We start from the raw sequence: 22,987 nt of genomic DNA on the forward strand, positions 1-22,987 counted from the left end.
TGGCCATGGGCCATTCTTTATTTAATTAGTGTTGCACTTAAAGTGTAAATTCAAGCATAAAAACCAAAAAGGACCACCCTAAACCGGGTGATCCTGAGACATTTTAGATATGTTTGACGCTTGAGCGCTTGACCAGTCCAATCGGCAGATTCAAAGTTCCTCGCGGTGTCTGTGGTTTCTGATTCAGCTCTTCTAACTTATCAAAGGCCGCCCGACCAATGTCGGACGCTGGAATCAGCACCGACGATAGCTGTGGATGCGTATAATTATCTAACTCGGAATTGCCAACACCCAGTAAAGACTGGGTGTCTGGCACACGCTGGCCCTTTGAGGCCAAACCCCGCATCATCCCAATCGCAATCTCATCCGCAGCGGTAAAGACCGCCGTGTAGTCTTGTAGATTGGTCGTCTTAGCAAAGCGATAGCTCTCGGCTAGCGACGGCACAATGCGGAAGATGTCTTGTTCCTCTAGCTGGAGGTGATACTCTGCCAACCCTTCACGAAAACCAGCAATGATCTCCGAGTTCGCGTGGTTCTCTTGGGGCACGACCACCGCTATCTTCCGGTGTCCATTGGCCAACAAGTACTCCGCAGACAGGACCCCCACCTCATGGAGGTCAACCCAGACGTCGGAATCACTAACCGCCGCATGGCTGTTGATGACAACGTAAGGGACCTTAAAGGCCGCTGACAACTCTCTGAGAATCTTCGCTGGAACCGCTGGCTCACAAAGAATCAAGCCATCAATGGGCTCTCTGAATAATCCCTTCAGATCCCGCAAATTATCTTCGTAGGTGTCCCCGACTTCATAGAGCGAGACGATAACCTCCGTCCCCGCTGATTCACGAATACCCGCAAGGACATCCTGATAGAAGAATTGATTAAACGCCGTCATGACAACGCCAAGGCGGTAAATTTTCTTGGCATATCGTGGCACAACTGGGCGCTTTTCGATATGATAGCCGAGTTCATCGCGCAACTGAAAAACTCGTGAACAGGTTTCCTGACTGAATCGCTCACCTTTACCATTGAGAATCAACGACACGGTTGTTGGTGAGATCCCCGCTGCCTTGGCAATGTCAGTAATTGTGACCTTCTTGACCATAAAAAGCACACCTCGCCAAATAGTTATTATAAGCTAATCATAAACTAATCTACCGCTAGGTAAAAGTTTTTTGTGATTTTACCTGCAAATTTGGAGGTGGTCACCAGTACCTAACGCTTACGCCGACGACGGCGCCGCTGCTTGCGACTATATTTAATTTGTTTGACGGGCTTGGTCCGTTTTAACTGGCGATCTGCCGTAAATAACTCCCGACTAACTGCCGGATGGGCCCGCAGATAACTCTGCGTGAAGCGATCAACAGCCGCGTGGTCCTGTGTATCGACACCGGCTTGTTGCATGGCCTCGGTCAATCCCTCATAGAACTTTTCCAATTCGGGATTATACATCGTCACTAACGCCTCATGCTGTTTGAGCACCCAATCCTGCAAGGCAGCGGCATGTGTCAGCTGATTCGTTTGGTCGAGATAGGTAAAGAGTGTCGTCAGGGCAAAAGGCACTAACTGAAAGAGGCCAGAGACCCGGTCCCGTTCATCCAGTAAATGCGTGAATGGTCCAAACATGATGCCACTCAACGTGTCGACATCCCAATCCTTCGGTGCCAATTTTCTCCCGGTGATCATGAGTTCCGCGGTAGTGTGAACGATCGTCACGAAGTGGTGTTGATCGGCGACTGTCAAATTCATGACCTCAGGTTGTTCAAACATGGCTTGAACCCACTGCTTGACCTGTTGCACAACCTCATCGTAGTCCGCCTCTTCCTGTGCCGCCTCCGCGTGCTTGGCAACCAATGCCGGGCGTGCTTCTTTCAGTGCCGCGACTAATGGCTTGACCTGCTGGCCTTGGGCCTCGAAGTAAGCCGTCATCACAGGGACGACAGCCACATAGTAAACGTGCGGCTGGTCAACTAAGTTTGGCAGCGCCGCCAGCGTACCGGCAACCTGCCGCGGCGTCCAGGCCCCTTGGTTGAGATCCACCGTTTTACGGGCGGCCAACACATCCGTTAGAATCGTTTTGGCATACTTTTGTTGGTTGGTCGACAGCTTCTTAAACTGCGTGGTGGCGAGAAAATCTGCCACTGTCAGCGTGTCAACCACTTCATCTGTCTGTTCCATTACAACTAATCCCCTATCTTGTAAACTCCTCCTCATTATAAGAAAAGTCTTTAAGAAAATGCAAATCCTCACTTCATTCCAGCCCTCCACCAAGACAAAAGCGGCAAAGTCGGTTATATTTAAGTTTCGGAAACTCATCGGAAAAGGAGAATTCATACACATGGCAGAAGAAGTTGTCATCGTCAGCGCCGTTCGGACGCCCATCGGTAAATTTGGCCGGAACTTCCGGTCAGTCTCTGCCGTTACCTTGGGAACCATCGCCGCGAAGGCCGCTATCAAGCGCAGTGGTCTCGAACCCAACATGATTCAACAAACTATTTTTGGCACCGTCCTCCAGGCTGGCCAGGGACAAAACGTGGCTCGTCAAATCGAATTGAATGCGGGGCTTCCCGCTAGCAGTACCGCCATGACCGTCAATCAGGTCTGTGGATCCAGTTTAAAGGCAATTCGCCTGGGACAAGGTGCCATCCTCATGGGTGACGCGGATGCCGTTCTAGTCGGTGGGACTGAAAGTATGAGTCGAGCACCTTATCTCAGTCATCATGCCCGCTGGGGACGCAAATTTGGCGACCTCACCCTCACCGATAGCCTCGCTAAAGACGGCTTAACCGACGCATTTAGCCAAGTTCCCATGGGAATTACGGTCGAAAATGTCGCCGAAAAGTTCAATGTCAGTCGTGCCGATCAGGATGCCTTTGCCTTGCGTTCCCAACAAAAAGCCACGCAAGCGCAAGCCGACCACCACTTCGATGCCGAGATCGTCCCGGTACCCGTTGATGGCAAAACCATCACACAAGATGAAGCTGTCCGGACAACGACTTCACTCGATCAGCTTGAGGCCCTAAAGCCCGCCTTCAAAACCAACGGCACCGTTACCGCGGGGAATGCCGCCGGTCTAAACGATGGGGCCGCAGCCATGGTCTTGATGCGCAAGTCCGCCGCCATAGCCGCTGGCATCCCCTACCTCGCCACACTGAGTGGTTATCAGGAGAGCGGCATTGATCCCCAGATCATGGGGTATGCGCCAGTCACCGCAATTCAGAAGGTCCTCCGGGATCACCACTTAACGGTAGCTGATATCGACCGCTTTGAAATTAACGAAGCCTTTGCCGCCCAATCGGTTGCCATTACACGAGATCTTCAGATTCCCGCGGATCGTTTGAACGTCAATGGTGGGAGTATCGCCCTGGGACATCCGCTGGGCGCTTCTGGAACCCGTATCGTGGTTACCCTACTTCACGAACTCCTGAGAACCCAGACTCATCGGGGTCTGGCCGCCATGTGTATCGGCGGTGGCATGGGCATGACCCTACTCGTCGAACGCTAAACCAAGAAGTCTGGTATAATGCGGTTAATAAATTAAAATGAGTGAGGTGCCCCATGCTGACAGCAGATTTCGATGTCAAAATGAAATTATTAATTCTAGCGAGTCTCGGCTTGATCATTCTCTGTGGTGCCTTGGTCACAGTGGCTCGGCGCCATACGACCTACCGACGTCACCTCCCCGGAGTAATCGGGGCGATGGTGGTTCTCGCCTTCGTTCTGGTCTCACTACTCATGATTCACCATTAATCTAAATTTAACGACAACAGGTCCCAGCAACTCGACACCACTTCTGGTGCGAGCTACTGGGACCTGTTTTTGATTAACCTTGAATTTCTTGTTCCGGTACCGCAACTAGGGTACCTGTATCCAAGAGATACAAGTACTGTCCCGTCACAGGTTTCCCGGTCATTTGTCGTAATGCTGTGGCATAGAGATTAACCTGTCCACCGTAACGGTCCACCAATTTGGCCGTACTTCGGTCGACTGCCCGTTGATTAACGTGGTCGGTCTTGTAATCGAAGAGCGTGATGCCCTCAGCCGTTTCCAAATACCCGTCCACGATCCCGTGAATAAGGACCTGTGAATCGGCCTCACGGAAATCTTGGAATAGGCTCTTGGCTGGAATCAGGAGTGAGAATGGCACCTCTCGATGTAACTGATCGGGATGAGCCAACACGGCCTGTCCCACCGGTGTCTCAAAGAAACCTAGGACGCGATCGGCTTCAATTTTTGCCGCCACTTCTGGTGTCAGAATCTTTGTCTCAACCAGTCGGTCAATCACCGTCTGGACAGTTTCCGCCGCTGGGACACTGGTAACCGGTAATTGTTGTAATACTAAGTGGGTTGCCGTCCCGATTTCGGTCGGTAGTGGTGTCCGTACCGTTTGCAGGAACTCTGGCCGATCGAAATCATGGCTGACGAACCGTCGACCGTGGCCGGTCGGTTCATCCGGCTGATACTCCCCAATCGACGCATTGTCGGGATCTTCGAAGAGCCGCTTGGCTTCCGAAACCGACTGGTAAGCCGTGGTCAGTGTCGCTGCCTCATGCGGGTACTTGAAGTCCATGACCCCACGAATGGCCGTCTGCTCTAAAGGCGTTCCCGCCTGAGCATCTGCCTGAGCCTGAGTTTCTTTCAACCAATCCGCGGCTTCTTCACCAACGGCTGTCACCGGTCCCAGATCTTCGGCTGTCGCAAAGCTGACCTGGAAATTTGTTTGATCGTCAACCAACTTTGGGCTAGTGGCTTCGCCAGCGCGCCAGTCAGTATTAAATTGTGGCGCTCTGACCAGACACATCCCCACCCAATCCAGGTAGTTTGCCAGCGTATGTTTTTCTCGTAAAGTCGCATTGAGCACCAAGTCAGGACTCTGGTAGGCCTGGCGCCAAGCTTGCAGGGCCTCTTCCTGGTTCTTGTGAGAACCGACAAGATAAACGCGCGATTCAGCTCTAGTTAAGGCCACGTAGAGCTTCCGCATTTCTTCTGCAAGACTGGCCCGTGAAATTGCTTGGGCAACGACCAATTTCTGGAGGCTGGCCGCCCGAATTCGTGTCTCGGGATCCAAATAATCAATCCCAATGCCATTCTTACCGCTCATCACGTAAGTTCCCTGCTGGTCCTTAACGTTAAACTGGTGCGAGGCATCCATGATAAAGACCACTGGAAATTCCAGCCCCTTACTCCCATGGATCGTCATCACTGATACCGCATCTTCTGCGGTCTGAACCGGCGCACCGGCCAGATCGTCGTCACGTTCCTGGAGACGTTCCACGAACCGGACGAACTGAAAAAGCCCCTTGAAGCTACTCTGCTCATAGCTCTGAGCCCGTTCATATAGCGCATGGAGGTTGGCCTGCCGTTGCTTACCAGCGGGCATCCCGCCGACATAGTCTAAGAAGCCTGTGTCCTGGTAAATTCGCCAAATAAGCGTGACTAGCTGGTTCTGTCGGGCAATGTCGCGGAACGTATCGAGTTGTTCTAAGAAGCGACTCACCTTCTGATAGACCCGTTGCTGCATATCGCTAGTGGGGCCACCAATAGCCATCTGTTGTTGGAAATGGCGAACGGCTTGATAGTAGTCCCCGGTCCGCTGATTAATCCGCAACAATGCCAGTTCATTTTCGTCGAGACCCACGATGGGCGACCGTAACACGGCCACGAGTGGGATATCTTGGTAAGGATTGTCGATTACTTGTAGGAGAGCCATCATGATCTGAATTTCAGTCGTCTTGAAGTAATTCTGCGCATCATTGACCACGACCGGAATCCCCAGTCGACGAAGTTCATCCGTAATAATCAGATTATTACTCCGAGTGGGTGTCAGTAGCGTAATGTCCCCATAGGTCATCGGCCGAATACACTTTTTATCGCGATCATAGATCGGCGTTTTGTCAGCGATGAGCGCTTGAATCTTCTTCCCGGTCATCAAGACTTCTCCCTGATGTTTATCGTCCACCTGGAAGGTCTCATCCATCGCCTCGCCATCCTGGTCGTCCGACTCGGTATTCCCGGTCAGATAGACCAATAACTCAGCGGTACTGGTGACTTCTTCCGGATAGTAAGTGGCTCCAAAGGCCAACTCGGCATCCCCGGTATAAGCCACCTCACCCAGTTCACGATTCATCAGTTGTTTAAAGATTAAGTTCGTAAAATTGTCGACATTTGCCATCGAGCGGAAGTTTTCGGCTAAGGTAATCAATCCCCCGGCCTGCGGATCTTGACCGTAATGATCGGCCTTCCCCATGAAGAGGGTGGGATCCGCCTGACGGAAACGATAGATCGATTGCTTCACATCCCCCACCATGAAGAGATTTCCATGCGGTGCTGGATCGGCAATGGCCGTTAAAATGGCTTCCTGCAAGCCATTGGTATCTTGATACTCATCGACCATAATCTCGGCATACTGCTGGCGAAGCCGTTCCGCCACCTGCTTGGACTGCTCCGTTTGGCTGGCCAGAATCTGCAACGCGGCATGTTCAATATCCGCAAACTCTAAGACCCGCCGCCGTTCTTTTTCGACCCGATAGGCCTCACGGTAAGCCAACACGACTCGTGATAATTCGGTGATCAGTTCCCCGGAACGTTGCATGACCGCGACAAGTTGATCCTCTGGTTGGGCAAAGTATTTGTCGGAAATTTTCTTGAGTTCATCCTTGGCAGGGTCATAGTAAGCGGTCTTCAAAACATCATAGACCGGGTAATCATCATTCTTTTTTGAAATGCTAGGAATCCTTCCCCAATGAAAGTCCTGAATAGCCGCCCGTAAATCATTCCAACTACCATCGGTGACTAAATCTTCCACTTGGGCCAGCAACTTCAAGGCCTTAGTCATGTGATCGGCCTGTTTCTTCAACTCATGCTGGGTTGCCAACTCTTGGGCACTGGTCAGGTCCGCCTTAACTTGGTTTAATTTGTCCGTTAACAGCGGTTGAACCTGCTCCTGATAGAACGTCGTATCCGTTAACTTCGATGCATCTAATTGATAGGCCACTGGTAGCTGCTTCAACCAAGCAACGGGATCGGGAGTGGCATTGGCGAAGGTATAGGTCTGTTGAACCAATTCGGCCAACCCATCATCACTCCGGTCATTAGAGAAATTTTCAGTTAACCGGGCAAATCGACCCGACTCGTCGTCGGCATAAAGTTCTTCCCGTAAGTCGGCCCAAACCTCATCCCGAAGCAAGCCCACTTCCGTCTTATCCGTAAGTTGGCGAAAGACGGGGTCCATATCAATAACATAATAGTAGTGTTGCAAAAGGTGTAAGCAAAAGGCATCCAGTGTCGTGATATCAGCCACTGGCAGTTGATTTAACTGGCGTAAATAGAACTGTTGCTGCTGTTCGTCCTTCGCTTCTGTCAGTTCCTTACGTAGCGCCTTTTGAATCCGATCGCGCATCTCGGCCGCTGCGGCATTGGTAAAGGTCACGATGAGGAACTCATCAATTCCAGTACCTTCCTTCAGACGTTCGATCACGCGTTCCACTAGAACACGAGTCTTCCCGGAACCAGCCGAAGCCGATACTAAAAGGTTATTGCCGTGTTGATGAATCGCCTGATCCTGACTCGGGGTAAATGAAAAACCATTACTCATGATGGTCCTCCTTTCTGGTTGCGGCTGCCTGCTCGTCTTGAATCAGCTTAAAGACCTGATCGCGTTTGAGTGGTGCCAAATCATGGTAATTATTCATAGGGAGCAAGGGGTCAAACTGCATAATAGCCTTGTATGGCGTGTACTGCATCGCCGTTTTATTCTGGCTCTTTTCTCTGACCGGCGCCAGATCCGTTTTCCCGGATAGGATCCCATTGGCTGCGCGCTTAATTAGCGTTTCTGTATGGGCTAACAACAAGTCCAGTTCAGCCGGCGTTACGAGCATTCCACTCTTGGAGTAAAAACCGCCTGCCTTTCTCTGGGCAATACCGGTAAAGAGTTGTGAACTCCCAAAGTGGCCTTCCTTGCTAAATAATTCGTCAATATTGTTCAAAAGTTCTGGATCGTTTAATAATAATCCTTGGTATTTTTCCGCCTTCAGCAAGGCGCCAATTGGATCTGCCGGGTCCACTTCCGCCAACTTCAAAATAGGGTTCTGCAGATGCAGATAAACTGCACCTGCCAGCTCAGCAGCCTGCACATCGGTATCTTCTAGGTATTCTGACAGGTTTTGCTTAACCGCATCCAGGTAGGTTAGCATCTGCATAGATTGCCCGTAGAAAGCCTCCTGGAAGCTGAATTTATGCTCTGAACTCTTGTAGTCCACAATACCCAAGTAGGTCTTGTCCGCCGTTTTCAAGCCATCCAACCGGTCAATTCGGCCACGAACGGTCACCTGACGTTCATTCCCTAGATCAAAGGACAACCCCGTCCGTTCATTCTTGGTTCCAAATTGAACTTCCGTCTTCCGAGGCCGTAACTGGGTGCGTTTGCTCTGTTCCCAGAGGGTCTCGGCCATCTTCTGCATGGTCTTCTCAAGCTGCTGTTGGATATAAGTCATCCGATGAGAACTTTGCAGGATGGCAAATTGGGGGTTCACGTCGGTATCTAAGACGTTGGCCATGACTTCCGTTGCTAGTTCATGGAGTTGTTGCTGATCCAGCTTAGACAGATCTAAATGCTGGTCATGAATCTTACGAATCAACCCATCCATCGTGGCGTGGAAGAACTCCCCGGTGCTAGCCGGCGACAACTCAAAGACATCCCGTTCCTGCAGCTTCAACCCATATTTCAGGAAGTAGGCGTACGGGTTAGCATAATATTCTTCCAATTTTGAGATTGAGGTACTGATATGTGTGCCATAGAGGTCGGTCACAATTTCTGGTTTTAAAGCCTTCGGCACATTCCGGTAATTCAGACTGCCCAATAATTTCACGGTCAAATCGCCATACGTCGGATCGTCCTTCAATAGGCGGTAAACTGTAATCCAGGCCGGCGACAGTGGTTGTTGCCGTTCCTGACTGTCATGGCTCGCTTGGACCAAGTGACGGAGCGTGGTGCGCCGGGTACCCACAAAGGACCCGATTCCCGTCTGTTCGGCTCGTGGCGCTGCGGCCGCAATAATTGGTTTCAAATTAAAATGTTGTTGAATCCGGGCGACATAAGGCGAGATCTGCAATGTATTGTCGTCATCACTGGTAACTGGATAACTGAAAATCAACTGTTCACTGGCACTCATGAAGGCCAGATAATTCAGGTAAGGTTCCCCAGCGAGCTGGGTAGCCGCATCATCTCTCAGATAATGGGTTTCATCCGTCGCCTGTAATTGCGTACTCAAATCTTGACGATCATTGTCCGCCAGCAGCGTGGTTGGCACCTGATCGTCCGGCATGTTGTCGGCAGTCGCACCCATCAGGAAGGTCACCTTCCGATTGTTGGCCTGTACCAGCCCACTTTCGGAAATAGACACCTGATCCAAGGTCGATGGAATCTGACTGTATTTGGCTCCGGCAAAACCGGACTGCAAGATCGCCTGGAAGGTGGTCTGATTAAATGGCATATTGCCTAAGATATCGTGACATTCGTCCAGCATCTGACAGAAGGTCGACCAGGTCTGTTCGGGTTGCCCCGCACGCATCAGATCCCCCGCGTCGATTGCCTGGTCACGCCAGGTCATCAGCCGATCGGCAACGCCTGCGTGATCCAAAAATTGGTAAAGAATCGCGGCGGCATCGGTATAGGTCTCGGCCTTTTTAAGTCGCTGAAAGAGCGGTGGCAAGGTGTTACCAACAAAATGGCGGATTAAGTTAATCTGTCGGGTAATGCGTTCGTCTTGTGTTGTCTGGACCTGATCGGCGACAGAAGCGAACCGGGTATAAACCCAGTCTTTCTTTTGAGTCCACCGATACTGACCCTCGTAGCCATTCTTCAAAACCAGGTTCTCCGTTAAGGCCAACGCTTGGCGATATGTTTGTAAATCAATTGGCTGGCCAGCCGAATTTTTCGGTAAGAGGAGTTCTGATTTCAGAACCCGAAAGACGTCGGCATAGCGATAGTTACGCCGATCGACGTCAAAGAGGGCATTGATGAGTTCCACAAAGGGATGATCAGCCATTTGAACATCGGCATCATCGAAGTAGGGGATTTCTTGCGATTTAAAAATGGGATCGATCACCGTTTGATAGGCATCGAGATGGCGAGCAACCACTAAAAAGTCTTGATAACGATAGTTACCGGTTGCCACCATCTGGCGAATCTTAATGGCAACTTGGGCCACCTCCACGTACCGGTTAGCCGCCTGAACAATTCGAATGTTCTCCGGGGCCTTCGTGGCCTTAGTTGGCACGGTCATCAGTGAATTAGAGGCTTGCCAATAAGTATCTAGTGCCTGTAAGTCGGCTGATACTCGCGGTTGTTGGGCGAGCTGGTCGGGTTCCAAACGTACCTGAGCGGCTGCGGCCACTTGAGCCAACTGAAAGTATAGCCGTCCAGATTGATAGAACAGGTTGGTGGCGTCTGGCTTCTGATTGCGATAAGGCCGATCGAGATTTAGAGCCACAGTTACACTGGCGGCATGTTCGATTAAGACCGCTACCAGCCGGCGTTCCTGAGCACTCAACTGGGAGAAGCCCTCCAGGTAGAAATGCGCTTGGCTGAGATCGACCTTAGTGGCAAGAAAATCCGCCAACTGGTTAAGCAGGTCGGTATTTTCGACGTACTTCCCCAGCATCTGCTGTTCAAAGGCTTCATAAATAATCATGAGGTCATGGAGCTTGGCCTGAAGATCGGCGTTAACCGTGTCCATCTGTTCCACGGCCGTCATCAGATCCACGGCAGTGACTTGTCCCACCTTGAGTTCGGCCAGTTGCGCCGTCAGTTGGCTGACAAAACCAGGCCGATCGACTTCCCCCCGAAAAATGGTGAGTTCAGCCGCGTGGCTTTGAATGATTTGATAAATCAGCATATTGAGTCCAGCCTTGGAGATCCGCGGTAATTGATAGACTGGTTCATTTTTCATAAAGAACCAGGCCAAACGGGTAAACGAAAAGACCTGGACCTGAGACTGAGCAAACAATCCCTGATCCGGTGCCAAACGTGCCTTCAGTGCGGCTAAAACGTCGACTTCCGTTTCAAACTTGATATGGTTAGGAACCAAATAATAGTCCCGATCCTGGGGATGATCCGTTACTTGCTGTGCCAAAGCAGTTACCATGGGCGTCCGGTGATCCTGCCCCGCGCTCCCCAAGACGAATTGTAAACTCATATGCCAACCTCCTATGTAATTTTTACTTGATTATAGTCTAGCATACCTTACGCCAAAAGCGAACAAACGTTTGGCTAAAGCACCCGCTAACCGCGAACTTTTTTGCGCAATCAGTCTTCATTTCGCCAAAACCGTGCTACACTAGGACTTAAATATTAAAAAATGGTGAGAAAGCGAGTTGAGTCTTCTATGCAAAAAAGCGAACAAGTTGAAATTTTACAGCATTTAATTCAAATTAATTCCGTCAATGGAAATGAAGCGGCCGTGGCCGACTATCTCCAGCAACTCTTCACGGCCCATGGCATCCCGTCCCATCAGGTCCCTTATGCCGAAGGACGGCATAACCTTATCGCTGAGATCGGCGATCCCAACAACGATCGCGTTCTGGTGCTTTCTGGTCACCTCGACACCGTAGCCACCGGCGACCTGAGCGACTGGAAGTTTGATCCCTTCGCTGCCCACATCGAAGATAACCGCCTCCACGGCCGTGGTAGTGCCGATATGAAGAGCGGCCTAGCAGCTATGGTCATTACCTTCCTGACCTTGGCGGATGCCCAGACACCACTTAACGGCCGCCTGCGTTTCATCGGCACCGTGGGTGAGGAAAACGGGGCCATGGGCTCACGCATGCTGACCGAACAAGGTCTGGCAGATGATATCAGCGCCATGGTCATCGGTGAACCAACCGGCGGTAACATCGTTTATGCCCACAATGGTTCGCTCAACTACCATGTTTACTCTAAAGGGGTGGGTGCTCACAGCTCCATGCCAGAAAAAGGCGTGAATGCTGTCACCAATCTGGCAAAATTCATTACGGCTGAAGCGACAGCCTTTGACGATGCACCGGTCAGCCCTGAACTGGGGCCACTGGTACACAGCGTCACGGTCTTCAACGGTGGGGAACAGGTGAATAGCATCCCCGCTAAAGCCGAGCTACAAGGCAACATCCGGCCAATTCCAGAATTCGATAACGCAGCCGTGATCGCCCGGTTGAACGCCGTCGTTGACCAGCTAAACCAGGAACCTCAACAGAATTTGACCCTTCACGTTGATTACAGTTTCAAACCCATCATCTCCGAACAAACATCACCCTTGGTCCAACTGACCAAGAAGATTGCGGACGCTGAATTCGGTCATGCGATCAATCTCCAGGTCATTCACGGCGCCACCGATGCTTCCGAATTCACGAAATCTAGCAATGTCTTCCCAGTCATTGTCTACGGAGCGGGCGACTGGCGTGATGCGCATGCCTTAAACGAATCTGTCGATCTGGACCAGTTTATCCACGTGCAACACGTTTATCAACAACTCGCAGAACAATTCCTCGCATAAGCCGCTTATCCCATTAATTGCTAGCTAAAGGGGTCGAGACACTGTCTCGACCCCTTTTTATGATCCCTGTTATTTACCAGCCGTCCGATAGTCATGTGCCCCAAAGTACTGGAGTCCTGGCAAGGCCTGATAGTTCAACAATTGACTCACCGTCACCAGCTTATAGCCCTTGGCTTTTAGCCGCTTGATAATCGTTGGTACGGCGGCCACTGATTGTGAGTGGATGTCATGCATCAACACGATGGACCCGCCTCTAGTGGCGTGCATGACAGAATTAATATCTTTTTGCTTGTTCAAATAAGCCCAGTCACGAGAATCAACTGACCAGCGGACGATCGGCTGTTCAATAGCGCGACCCTCGGCGGCCGTGATGTTCCCATATGGCGGCCGAACGTATTGTGGCAACGTTCCCGTAGCCTTGTAGATGGCCTGGTTCGTCCGGATAATTTGCGCTTTCGTCTTAGCCGTCCCGATGGCATTGAAGTCTGAGTGATTCCACGAATGATTCCCCAATTCATTGCCCCCGGCGAGCACGGCCCGCGAGATTTGTGGATAACGGCTGACACTCTGACCAACTTCAAAGAAGGTTGCGTGAACCTTGTACTTCTTCAGCGTCTTTAAGAGACGTGGGGTGAGCGTCTTATCTGGCCCATCATCGAAGGTTAACGCGACCAATTTAGACGTTTTGACTGACTTGGTCCGTTGCTTCTTTGGCAAGTATCGATTACGAATCTTCCCTTTCAGGTCCTTGTAAGGGACCGTGACGTTCTTTAACTTAAATGAATTCTTCTGCAAACTGACTCGTAATCCCTTAGTAGTCAGCTTTCCCTTCTTATTCATGTGATAGGGCAAGCCCACCTTGTAAACCGCCTTAACGCGACTACTCTTCGATTTTGTCTGCTTGAGAATCTCTTGCCGCGTTGCCTGTCGAATGGCCGCGAGTCGATGGGCATTGTTATTCGTAAGTTGGCCATAGGTAACCGCTTTACTCGTTGCCGCATGTCCAGCCACCGGCACCCCTACCAGCCCAAAGGTTAGCAAGGTTACCAGCGCCCCACTCATCATCAATTTTCCTTGTTTCATCATAACCCCTCCTCAAGGGTAATCCCCTAAACTTACCTCTATTTTACCAGCCTTAGCCCGTGGTCAGGTCCCACACGTCTTACAAAAATGACAATAAAAAAGTAGGCTAACCGAAGTTAACCTACTTGCTAGCAGCATCCTCTGGCGGATTGACCGCTTGATGATTCTCTTTTAACACTTCGTTGGTATAGTATTCCAAATCGGCCAGGACTGTGTCGCCATCCGTCTGCTGTGCCGCCATATTTTCAGCGACTGCCCAGCGGGCCAATGCATCCGTAATGGGAACAATATCCTGAATAACCGTCATTTCGGAATCAGCCGCATGCTGTTCCTGAATAGTCCGAAAACTTTCGATATCCGTAATCAGTCGCAGGACCTTTCCCGTTTCTTTTTCAACGGATTGAAAGATCACAAAGTGGGCCTGCTGGTTCGCTTCGTCCATCCGTTCACGAATTGCTTGAAGTTGTTGATCGTCTATTTTAATTGCCAATGCCTTCACCCCACTGCCCTTATTCTAACAAACTATGCGCGTGAGCAAACCCTTTTCGATGAAAAAAACCAACTTTGTGTCATATTTAGCAAATTGCGATCGATTGATAGTCGTAACCGCCGTTGACGAGCACATCCGTTGCCACAGTCGCGACCGACTCTCTCGCCACTTGGCCAGCTGGGACGGGATGGCCCTCTGGAATAATTTGGGCATCTTCTTCAGGACGATCAACCATCGCCACTGGCCGCAGAATCGTATACGGAAATTCCGCTTCATCCACCAGCTTAGCGGCATAACGCTGTTGATTCAGGTACTCATCCGTGGCTGAAAGGCCTGGATAAGTCAGGTCGCCTTCAATCTCGTGGTCCACGCCTGCGGTACTCAGCATCACGAAGCGCGGGTAGGTCAGTCGCTGGTGATACTGCGCGTCAAATAAGGCCTCAAAGGCCAGATCGACATCCATCCCCGTCAGTGCTGAGAAGACAACCGGCTGACCCTGCAACGGTGCCTGGTAGGTGGCCTCTTTGCGGAGATCACCCGTATATTCGGTCACGCGGTTCGCCACACTGGCCACTAAATGTTCTTGTGGAGTATGTAGGACACGTACCGCACCAGCATCGGCCGCCAATAATCGTTCGGCTACGGTTTGACCCACGGCCGTGGCGCCAATAATTAAGAAAGTTGTCATCAATTCTCGCTCCTTTTTTACTTGCCTCCCAGTGTACCAGAAAGCCTCACCAAGAGATAACGACCTTACCAAATTTCATAAAATTTCAAAACATATGAAGACATAACTTATCTATGGTTGCCGTAACCGACAGCCGTTCCAATCCATGCAAATCACAGTTACTATTAATCCGAACATTTATTTTATAAAATAAATGTTAATTCGTGATTGCTTCTAAAAGTGAAAAATGTTAAGCTCTTTAAGGAGTGTTTACCGATAAATACACGAACGATATCCGTTAATGTTCGTCTTTTAACCAAAAACTGCTGAGGAGTGCTGATTCATGCAAAAGATTGCCAACTATTTTCATTTCAATGAGTTAAATACCAACTTTAGAACCGAGATTCTGGCCGGTCTCACCACCTTCGTTTCCATGGCCTACATTCTCTTCGTTAATCCACAGGTCCTGGGGGCCTCCGGGATTAGCCAAGGTGCCGTGTTCACCGCGACCGCCTTTGCCTCTGCCTTCGGTTGTTTCGTCATGGGAATCATGGCCAACTACCCCATCGCCATTTCAGCCAGCTTAGGAATCAACGCCTTCTTCGCCTACTCTGTCGTTATTGGCATGAAAGTGCCGTGGGAAACGGCCTTAGCGGGAGTCTTCGTGGCCTCATTACTCTTCATGGTTTTGACAGCATTCAAGCTTCGTGAAATGGTTGTTGATGCCATTCCACGGGATCTCAAGATGGCCATTAGCGCTGGGATTGGCTTATTCATCGCCTTCATCGGTCTCAGCCAAGGAGGCCTCGTTGCTGCTGACAAGTCTACGGTGGTAACCCTGGGTTCTCTGCAAGTTGGGAGCACTTGGTTAACCATCTTTGGCCTATTAGTGACCTTGATTCTCATGAGTGCCAAGGTTCCCGGCGCCATCTTTATTGGGATGGTCGCCAACTCCATTCTGGGCCTTCTCACGGGTCTAATTCCGTTACCCAGTCACCTGATTGCCCCAATTCCTAGCATCCACTCCACCTTCCTGGTGGGATTGACCCATATTGGCAGTATCAACTCGATTCAACTCGTTGTGGTCGTCCTGACCTTCCTGCTGGTCACCTTCTTCGATACCACTGGAACCTTAGTCGGCCTGGCCGAACAGGCTGGACTGGTTAAGGACAACAAGTTGCCACGGATTGGTAAGGCCTTAATGGCCGACTCCAGCACGATGGTTGTGGGATCCTTACTGGGGACTTCCCCAATGGGGGCCTTCGTCGAATCATCTGCCGGCATTGCTGTGGGTGGTCGAACTGGTTTTACTGCGATCGTCACTGGAATTCTCTTTATCTTTGGCGCCTTCTTCTCCCCACTCTTGGCTGTTGTGACCAACCAAGTCACCGCACCAGCTCTGATCATCGTTGGGGTTCTCATGGCCCAATCCTTAAAGGGCATTCACTGGGAAAAGTTTGAAGTCGCCGCACCGGCCTTCCTGATTGTTCTGGGAATGCCCCTGACTTACAGTATCTCCGATGGGATTGCCTTAGGCTTCATTACTTACCCGCTGACCATGATTGCTGCCAAGCGTGGCAAAGAAGTAGGACCCATGATGTATGGCCTCGCTGTAGTCTTCGTCATCTTCCTCTGGATTTTAAATGCAGGCTAACCCGCCTCAAACTAAAGACAGCGTGACCAGGTAAAAGGGCCACGCTGTCTTTTTAATTTCGGTTAATTTCCTGGGTTATAGTTAGCCTTTATTCCCGCGATAACGCCGCCAGCCTTGAATTACCAGACCACTGGCCAGACTGATGCTACCTAAAATGGTCAAAATCCAGCCCACCGCAAGTCCCGGTGTCCGGTAGGTCAGTTCGATATGGTGTTCGCCGGATTTTAACGGGGCCCCCACGAAACCGTCATTGACAACTTGGGTTTTGACTGTCTTCCCATCAACGCGTAACCGCCATCCGGTTGAATAAGGAATCGAGGTGGTCAGCCAGCTTGACTGGGTGTTGTCAACCGTCCCCGTAACCCGGTTGTCCCGAACCGTAGCGGCTCGGATTCCCCGATACTGAACGGCGTGGACCTGGCGATCGTAGCTCTTACCATAAGGCATGGCAATCAGTTTGACCTTTTTAAAGTCAATCTGACGGGTCGCACTAAACGTCACGTCAACCGTCTCCCGCCGCTGTTTCGAATAGCCAAGGTTCAAGAGGACGTTGTGCTTAGGCTCGTAATCCGAGAGATTATCGATCCCAAATTGGGAAAAGCTATTGCGGCCATTGCGGGTCTTCGCTGTGACCCAATAATCTCCGAGATCGGGGGTTCGAACGGTCTCTCGCCACGAATCAAGCTTTGTTAACGCCGAGAGGGGGGTATTCCCCAAGATGCTTGAATTTTCCTGTTGTTTGAGTTGTTGGCGGGTCGACTGCCGGGTGGCACTGATGCCATCAAAAGCCAGATACAGTTCCGTTCCCTCAGCTTGCTTAGGCCGTTGAATCGTCAATGTATACTGAATTGGCTGGCCCTGAACGTCACTCGTCACTTGATGAAGACCCGTTGCGTTAGCCTGAGCATTCCGTAAAACTATCCGCTGATTGGCCTTGAGGACCCGCTGGAGCGCCGCCTGATTCTGTTTAATCTGAACGATCGGCCCATAGGTTTGCTCGTCCTGATGGCTCATGAGGCCGTTCTGGTCCAGGGTCAGTTTAGGAGCCTTTAACGTCTGGCCAAAGGTCGCCAGCTGTTTGTCATTGAGGGTCTTCTTTTGGCCAACTTCGGCCTGTTTCAATCGATACTGAATGACCTTGTTGGGACTATCCAGCACAGGGATCGTATTGGCCATCACCGTGTAGTCCAGAGTACGTGCCGGCGAATGATAGCTGGCCTTGGCAACCTTGGTTTGCTTACCAGGAACTACCGCGGCCTGCGTCAGACTACGCTCGCGATCGACTGCCGATAACCGACGCCATTGCTGCTGCGTCAGGACCTGTGACTGCGTGTAGATTAAGGGAAAGTTCAAACTCGTGGTCAAGCGCCGCGTCCCCGTGCCATTGGATAGGCCATAGACGGACTCTTCCGGATAAATTCGCTTGCTGGCATGGTACCCATACGGCAGTGCCGCACCATTCTGCACCTGATCGTCTCTGGCGAAGAGCGTCTTCACCCCGAGAAGTTGGTTCAGTGTGGTGCGCCCGTCCAGTTGACCTAGGGGTGAGTTCATGGCATATTCAGCATTTTTGACGTCCTGACTGAATTGGCCCAGATGTCCATTTTGGACAGAGAAGTATGACATCACCCCGTGAAGATCGTGGGCCATGGTCATGTTGTTCCCGACTGTCCGCTGTAAATTAAAGTTCGGGGCCGTATTAACCCGACTAAATGGCGTTTGACTGAGACCTTGTTGTGCCCCATCAAAATACGCTGTAATGTAACGGGTGGCATCCTGATTTCGCAACTGCTGGGTTGCCTGTACCCCCGCATCGGGATCATAGTATCCCCAGGCATTGCTGATCAGGTTTAACCCCACCAACGTCCCCAGTAGCCCCAGCGCCCAGCGCCGTGACCACTGACGGCCACCAACGACAACGACGACCAAGGCCAAAAACAACCCGTAAGTGATTAAATTCCGCCGCGGATTGCTGAAGACAAATCCATTGCTGGCATACACCACCAGAATTAAAGCCGCCGCTAGGCCCACCAGAAAGCGCCGATCCCCTTTGGTCAACCTAAACAAGTGATCTCCCAGGACCATCGTAGCTAGGTTAAAGGGAATCGTCGCCAAGAGTAACCAACGATTGGACGGCGTCGACATGACATTAAAGAACGCCGCCACGGCTGGAAACAAAAGCCCCACCACGATGAGGCCCAGGGTCAACGCCAGATAACGATATTGGCGCCAGTGCCATAACGTGTAACCACACCCCAGAAAGGTCAGGCCACTCATCCCCAAGATGGCCCAGTAATTAAGGACGTTCCCAGTAGTTAGGACCGCATTCCCCAGAGTCAGGTAGTAGCTGGCTGGATAGACCCACAAGCCGTTGGCAAATGTCGACAGTGTCCGCGTCGACTGGAGCATCATAACCCCAGCCGGTACCAGTAGCACGCCGGCAACGAGTAGGCCCGTGATCGCGGCAACCATCAACTGCCAGCAGAGGGTGCGAATTTTAAGAGCTAGTCGCCCTTGGGAACGCAGGCTAAAGTAACGAATCACCGCGTAACAAAGACTGCCCAGGCCTAATATGTAAGCAAAATAAAAGTTACTTAAAACGGCGATCCCCGTGAAGAGGCCCAACCACCGCCAGCCCTTGCCGGCAAAGACCCGCTCGATTCCCAGTAAGAGTAGTGGGAACCAGAGCATCGGTAAGATGAAGAAGGGATGGTGCACGCCAATCATTAGGGAATACCCCGTGAAGGTATAAGTCAGCGTCCCTAACAACCGGCTTCCCGGCGTAAACGCATAACAACGACTGAAAGCCAGAAAAGCTAAACCAGCCGCGTACAGGCGTACGACCACCAGCACCCCATACCCCGCCTCCATCAGGCGTAACGGGAGGAGCGCTAACACATAGGCAAAGGGATCACCCAGGACATAGTAGGCCAACGTAGTCAGTTTATCGGCCCCCAAGCCGAAGGTCCATGACCAACCAGCCACGCCTCCTAACCCTTGGCGATAGAGGATCTGATGAAACGTGCGCATCAATGGATAGTGCTGATTGACGCCGTCCATGTTCCAAATCAAGGTTCGGTTGGCCATGGCCAACACCCCAAAGCTCGCCGCCGCAATGATAGCAAAGGCGATTGTATATAACAGCCACAGCGGCCAACGATGTCGCGCGATCTTCATCTTGTTTCCTCCAATACTCACAGTTAACTTACCAGCGGGTAAACACCCCGACTGGTCCCCATTTTCATTGACCAGTTTAAACGCGAGATTTCCCCGCCATAGTCACCTATTTTTAAGAATTGATTTTACCAAATCCGGATTAAAATTTGCTGGGGAACGACCGGATTCATACCTTCATCTTACCCCTTTAAAAAATACCTCAGAAATCCAAAGAGGCGAGGACCTGAGTCCTCGCCTCTCACACATACTACCTATTGCTGCTGCGGGTCTGCCCTGCCAACCGACCGGTTCACCCGGCCTCAATCCGGTGGCTAGGCACCACGACCTTCAACGTCCTCATCATACCACCCGTCCCCGGTGAACCACTAATGAAGTGGCTTATAAGATTGGTGATAGCAAACGTGAGGCCGTTTGCTTGAATTTCAAGTAAGCCGACTGCTGGTCGAACATCTCTGGCGTGATCAGTTCACTATTGCGAATGTCCGTTTCATAAATGGCTGTCAGCTGTTGGGCAATCTGTTCGTCGTAAATAAAGGCATTAATTTCGAAATTCAACTTGAAGCTCCGGTAGTCCATATTGGCGGACCCCACGGAGGAAATCTTCCCATCGATAACCATCGTCTTGGCGTGAATGAACCCGTCATGATAGTAGTAAATCTTGACACCATCGTCTGCCAATTGGCGCGCATAGTACTGCGTGGCCCGGTAAACGAAGGCGTGGTCCGGCTTATCTGGAATCATGATCCGCACGTCAATGCCGGCCATCGCGGCGATCCGCAAGGAGTCCAAGACACTATCGTCGGGAATCAAGTACGGCGTCTGAATCCACAGACTCTTCTCTGCCGTTTGAATCAAACGCATGTAACCCATCTTAATCTGTTGCAAATCGGAATCCGGCCCACTAGAAACAATCTGGAGACTCGTGGTCCCTTTGACCTTCGTAATTGGAAAGTATCGCGAATCGATGCGATCGTCGACGAAGGGATGGTCACGATCGGTGGCGTTCCAATCAAGCATAAAGCGCGCCTGGAGTGAGAAGACCGCGGAACCCACGATACGCAGGTGCGTATCGCGCCAGTTTCCGAACTTTTTCTTTCGCCCGAGGTATTGGTCGCCGATATTGAATCCACCGACGTAGCCAACCTTGCCATCAACCGTCACAATCTTCCGGTGATCACGGAAGTTCAGACGAAAGTCAATGACGGCTGAGCGAACGCCCAGGAAGGGCTCCACGTGACCGCCCACATCCATCAGGGGTTTAAAGAATCGTTTCCAAGTCCCCATCGATCCCCATGGATCGTAGATGACCCGGACCTCGACTCCTTCGGCGGCCTTTTTTACCAAAAGATCGAGGATGTCATTCCCGATCTGATCATTGTAAAAGGTGTAAAATTCGATATGAATGCTGGATTTAGCGCCTTCGATATCCTCCATCATCGTGTGAAAGAGATCGTGTCCATTGGTGAAGATGCGCACGCGATTCTTACGAGCCAAGAAGGCCTGATCGGTTTCCATAAACATATTCACCATGTTGATGACCGAATGGCTAATCTTATCAGCGGGCATGATTTCCGTTCCCAACTGTTCGCGTTGCTGGTCCAGCCGTTCATTTAACTGGACGGCTACCTGCCGTTGCAGTCGAAACATTCGGTTCTTCGGTAGTTTTCGCCCGATGAAGGCGTAGGCAATAAACCCCACTACCGGCAGTAAAACTAACACTAACATCCAGGCCCAAGTTGCCGCGATGTCGCGTTTTTCCCGGAAGACCGTCACGAAGGCTAACGCCGTATTCAAGATGACGATAATATCCAGGATCAGCACAAAATTCACGTTCACCAGTAACCCTCCTCATTAAACATTTTCTTTTTTCATCATACGCCAATCCGTGTAAATGTCTTTAATTTTCTTTAACTTTTACTTGCTTACCCTGAAAAAATTTTAGGAGGTCATTCATCATGCCCAGACTCTTTACCCTACTTGGCGGCCTACATGGCACCGGAACCTTCCGTGCCATCCGTTGGATTTTCCGCGACAATCCCACTGTGGGCCTGATCCTACTGGCCGGACTGGTGCTCTATCTCATTTACCGTTATATGAATCGCCACTAGAGTGCGCCAAAAGGCGGTTAGTCAATGAGCATTAACGTCGATAGCCAAATAATCCCGGTCTTGGATTGTTTGGCTATCGGGGTTAAGCGGAGTTGACTGCCTTTTGGCGCACGTTTCAGCCGCGTATATTTGGAAACACGAAAGGGTCTGGGATTTTTCCCAGACCCTTCCTAAAGTTATTAGGCTAAAAAGCCGCCGCAGGGTCGCCAAGTTGGCTACTCCCATTATCATAGTTAATCTTAATGCCTGCCTGAATATTAAAGATGTAGACATTATAAGAGATGCCCTTACCCTCAACGGACTCAGCCTGCATGTGCACCCCGCGAGCTACCAATTCGTTTCCCCGAAAGACGGGCTGCACCTGGTAACGAATGTGATTGCTAGGATGAGCCTTCAGATAACTCGCCACGGGATTCTCATAGGCAGTCATCCCCGGATCATTCAGGGAACGCGTCCCGGTCATCAGGTTCTTCAGGTTGTTATTCTGACCGGTCAGTTGATACCCAATTAAGTGACTTCGGTTATACAAATAACCCCGTTTGCCATTAACCGTATAGGGCTTATTCCGCCATCCGGTTGGGTTAACGTACAAGGGCTCTCGCTTGGCCGTAGGCATCGTTGACTTACTTAGCATGGCATTAGCCGTCGTTACCCGATTAGCGGTGTCCAGGGCCCCATATTTCGCCCAGGACCCTTGCTTGAGGGATAGGTCGGCCTTCGTGAAGGTTGGGTCATTATGATTCACCGCCACAATCTGGGTGCCCGTATACTTCAATTCGGCAAGTTTCTTAGTCGCCACCGACTGCTTCGGTGTCTGCGTCCCGCCATTTTGGCTGGACTGACTGCTCGACTCTCCCGTAATCTGAGTGACCGCATTACTTGCCGTCTGGGTGAGCTTCTTGGCTGTCGGATTCCCCTGTGAACTCAGCCCCCCGATGGCGCCAATTACAATCAGCAGAATTGCCGCCACAATTGAGGTCCGCCCGCGGCGGCGCCCCCTGTGGTAATGTCGCTTACTCATTTCCAATTCCCCTCTCTCAATCCGTTCAAACTCTCTGTCACATTTTACCAGAAAAACATATGTTCGTCTGCTCTTTTTCACAAATCCCTGATGAAAGTTTTAATTACTGCCTGCCCGGTTCTTCCCCCTAACCTTAACGTTTTTTTAACGGGCCCCGCTCAATTTTACGGTGGCGGTCATGCTATACTATGGGTGGATAAAATGGTTAGTGTAAGGTTTTCCTAGATGGTCAATAAAATTCTAGGAATATTCATTTTGAG

The 22,987-nt window shown here is 50.9% G+C and carries 15 protein-coding genes; 5 read left to right on the plus strand and 10 right to left on the minus strand.

The window, feature by feature from the left end; translation table 11 throughout:
- Window positions 1-103 precede the first annotated feature (103 nt).
- Together IV54_RS07730 and IV54_RS07735 are read right to left on the minus strand one after the other, a co-directional pair.
- Window positions 104-1,105 (minus strand): LacI family DNA-binding transcriptional regulator, encoded by a 1,002-nt coding sequence (locus IV54_RS07730; protein WP_057878794.1) that lies wholly within the window; start codon window positions 1,103-1,105, stop codon window positions 104-106.
- A gap of 110 nt (window positions 1,106-1,215) precedes the next feature.
- Window positions 1,216-2,178: a hypothetical protein gene (locus IV54_RS07735; RefSeq protein ID WP_057878795.1), complete on the minus strand. Its 963-nt coding sequence runs from the start codon at window positions 2,176-2,178 to the stop codon at window positions 1,216-1,218.
- Window positions 2,179-2,338: 160 nt separating this feature from the next.
- Here IV54_RS07735 and IV54_RS07740 point away from each other — a divergent pair, with 160 nt between their 5' ends.
- Window positions 2,339-3,505, plus strand: a complete 1,167-nt coding sequence (locus IV54_RS07740) for a thiolase family protein (protein ID WP_057878796.1) — start codon at window positions 2,339-2,341, stop codon at window positions 3,503-3,505.
- 53 nt (window positions 3,506-3,558) lie between these two features.
- Window positions 3,559-3,750, plus strand: a complete 192-nt coding sequence (locus IV54_RS07745; protein WP_057878797.1) for a hypothetical protein — start codon at window positions 3,559-3,561, stop codon at window positions 3,748-3,750.
- 73 nt (window positions 3,751-3,823) lie between these two features.
- Here the strand turns inward: IV54_RS07745 and addA are convergent, their stop codons facing one another.
- Together addA and IV54_RS07755 are read right to left on the minus strand one after the other, a co-directional pair.
- Window positions 3,824-7,594, minus strand: coding sequence for a helicase-exonuclease AddAB subunit AddA (gene addA / locus IV54_RS07750; protein ID WP_057878798.1), 3,771 nt, complete (start codon window positions 7,592-7,594; stop codon window positions 3,824-3,826).
- Entirely contained in the window at window positions 7,587-11,195 is a 3,609-nt protein-coding gene (locus tag IV54_RS07755) for a PD-(D/E)XK nuclease family protein (protein ID WP_057878799.1), read from the minus strand. The genes addA and IV54_RS07755 overlap by 8 nt, the downstream gene beginning before the upstream one ends.
- Before the next feature lie 189 nt (window positions 11,196-11,384).
- Between IV54_RS07755 and IV54_RS07760 the strand changes: the two genes are divergently transcribed.
- On the plus strand, window positions 11,385-12,527 hold the full coding sequence (locus IV54_RS07760; RefSeq protein ID WP_057878800.1) for an ArgE/DapE family deacylase: 1,143 nt from the start codon (window positions 11,385-11,387) through the stop codon (window positions 12,525-12,527).
- A gap of 69 nt (window positions 12,528-12,596) precedes the next feature.
- Here the strand turns inward: IV54_RS07760 and IV54_RS07765 are convergent, their stop codons facing one another.
- The 3 genes from IV54_RS07765 to IV54_RS07775 form a co-directional block, all read right to left on the minus strand.
- Window positions 12,597-13,610, minus strand: a complete 1,014-nt coding sequence (locus IV54_RS07765) for a polysaccharide deacetylase family protein (RefSeq protein WP_237756692.1) — start codon at window positions 13,608-13,610, stop codon at window positions 12,597-12,599.
- 121 nt (window positions 13,611-13,731) lie between these two features.
- Window positions 13,732-14,109, minus strand: coding sequence for a hypothetical protein (locus IV54_RS07770; RefSeq protein WP_237756693.1), 378 nt, complete (start codon window positions 14,107-14,109; stop codon window positions 13,732-13,734).
- A 76-nt stretch (window positions 14,110-14,185) separates the two neighbouring features.
- Window positions 14,186-14,788 carry an NAD(P)H-binding protein gene (locus IV54_RS07775; protein ID WP_057878802.1) on the minus strand — a complete coding sequence of 201 codons (603 nt, stop codon included), beginning with the start codon at window positions 14,786-14,788 and terminating at the stop codon, window positions 14,186-14,188.
- 322 nt (window positions 14,789-15,110) lie between these two features.
- On the opposite strand from IV54_RS07775, the gene IV54_RS07780 reads away from it, so the two are divergent.
- Window positions 15,111-16,421 (plus strand): NCS2 family permease, encoded by a 1,311-nt coding sequence (locus IV54_RS07780; RefSeq protein WP_057878803.1) that lies wholly within the window; start codon window positions 15,111-15,113, stop codon window positions 16,419-16,421.
- Window positions 16,422-16,502: 81 nt separating this feature from the next.
- Here the strand turns inward: IV54_RS07780 and IV54_RS07785 are convergent, their stop codons facing one another.
- Both IV54_RS07785 and cls read right to left on the minus strand, forming a co-directional pair.
- On the minus strand, window positions 16,503-19,598 hold the full coding sequence (locus IV54_RS07785) for a YfhO family protein (protein WP_057878804.1): 3,096 nt from the start codon (window positions 19,596-19,598) through the stop codon (window positions 16,503-16,505).
- 378 nt (window positions 19,599-19,976) lie between these two features.
- Window positions 19,977-21,434 carry a cardiolipin synthase gene (gene cls, locus IV54_RS07790; RefSeq protein WP_057878805.1) on the minus strand — a complete coding sequence of 486 codons (1,458 nt, stop codon included), beginning with the start codon at window positions 21,432-21,434 and terminating at the stop codon, window positions 19,977-19,979.
- Between the two features lie 119 nt (window positions 21,435-21,553).
- Between cls and IV54_RS11935 the strand changes: the two genes are divergently transcribed.
- Window positions 21,554-21,706, plus strand: coding sequence for a hypothetical protein (locus tag IV54_RS11935; RefSeq protein WP_164479003.1), 153 nt, complete (start codon window positions 21,554-21,556; stop codon window positions 21,704-21,706).
- 184 nt (window positions 21,707-21,890) lie between these two features.
- Here the strand turns inward: IV54_RS11935 and IV54_RS07795 are convergent, their stop codons facing one another.
- A complete protein-coding gene (locus IV54_RS07795; RefSeq protein ID WP_057878806.1) occupies window positions 21,891-22,727 on the minus strand; it encodes a DNA/RNA non-specific endonuclease in 837 nt (278 codons plus the stop codon).
- Between the last annotated feature and the right edge of the window lie 260 nt (window positions 22,728-22,987).

Source organism: Levilactobacillus paucivorans (genome assembly GCF_001437125.1).
GTDB lineage: Bacteria > Bacillota > Bacilli > Lactobacillales > Lactobacillaceae > Levilactobacillus > Levilactobacillus paucivorans.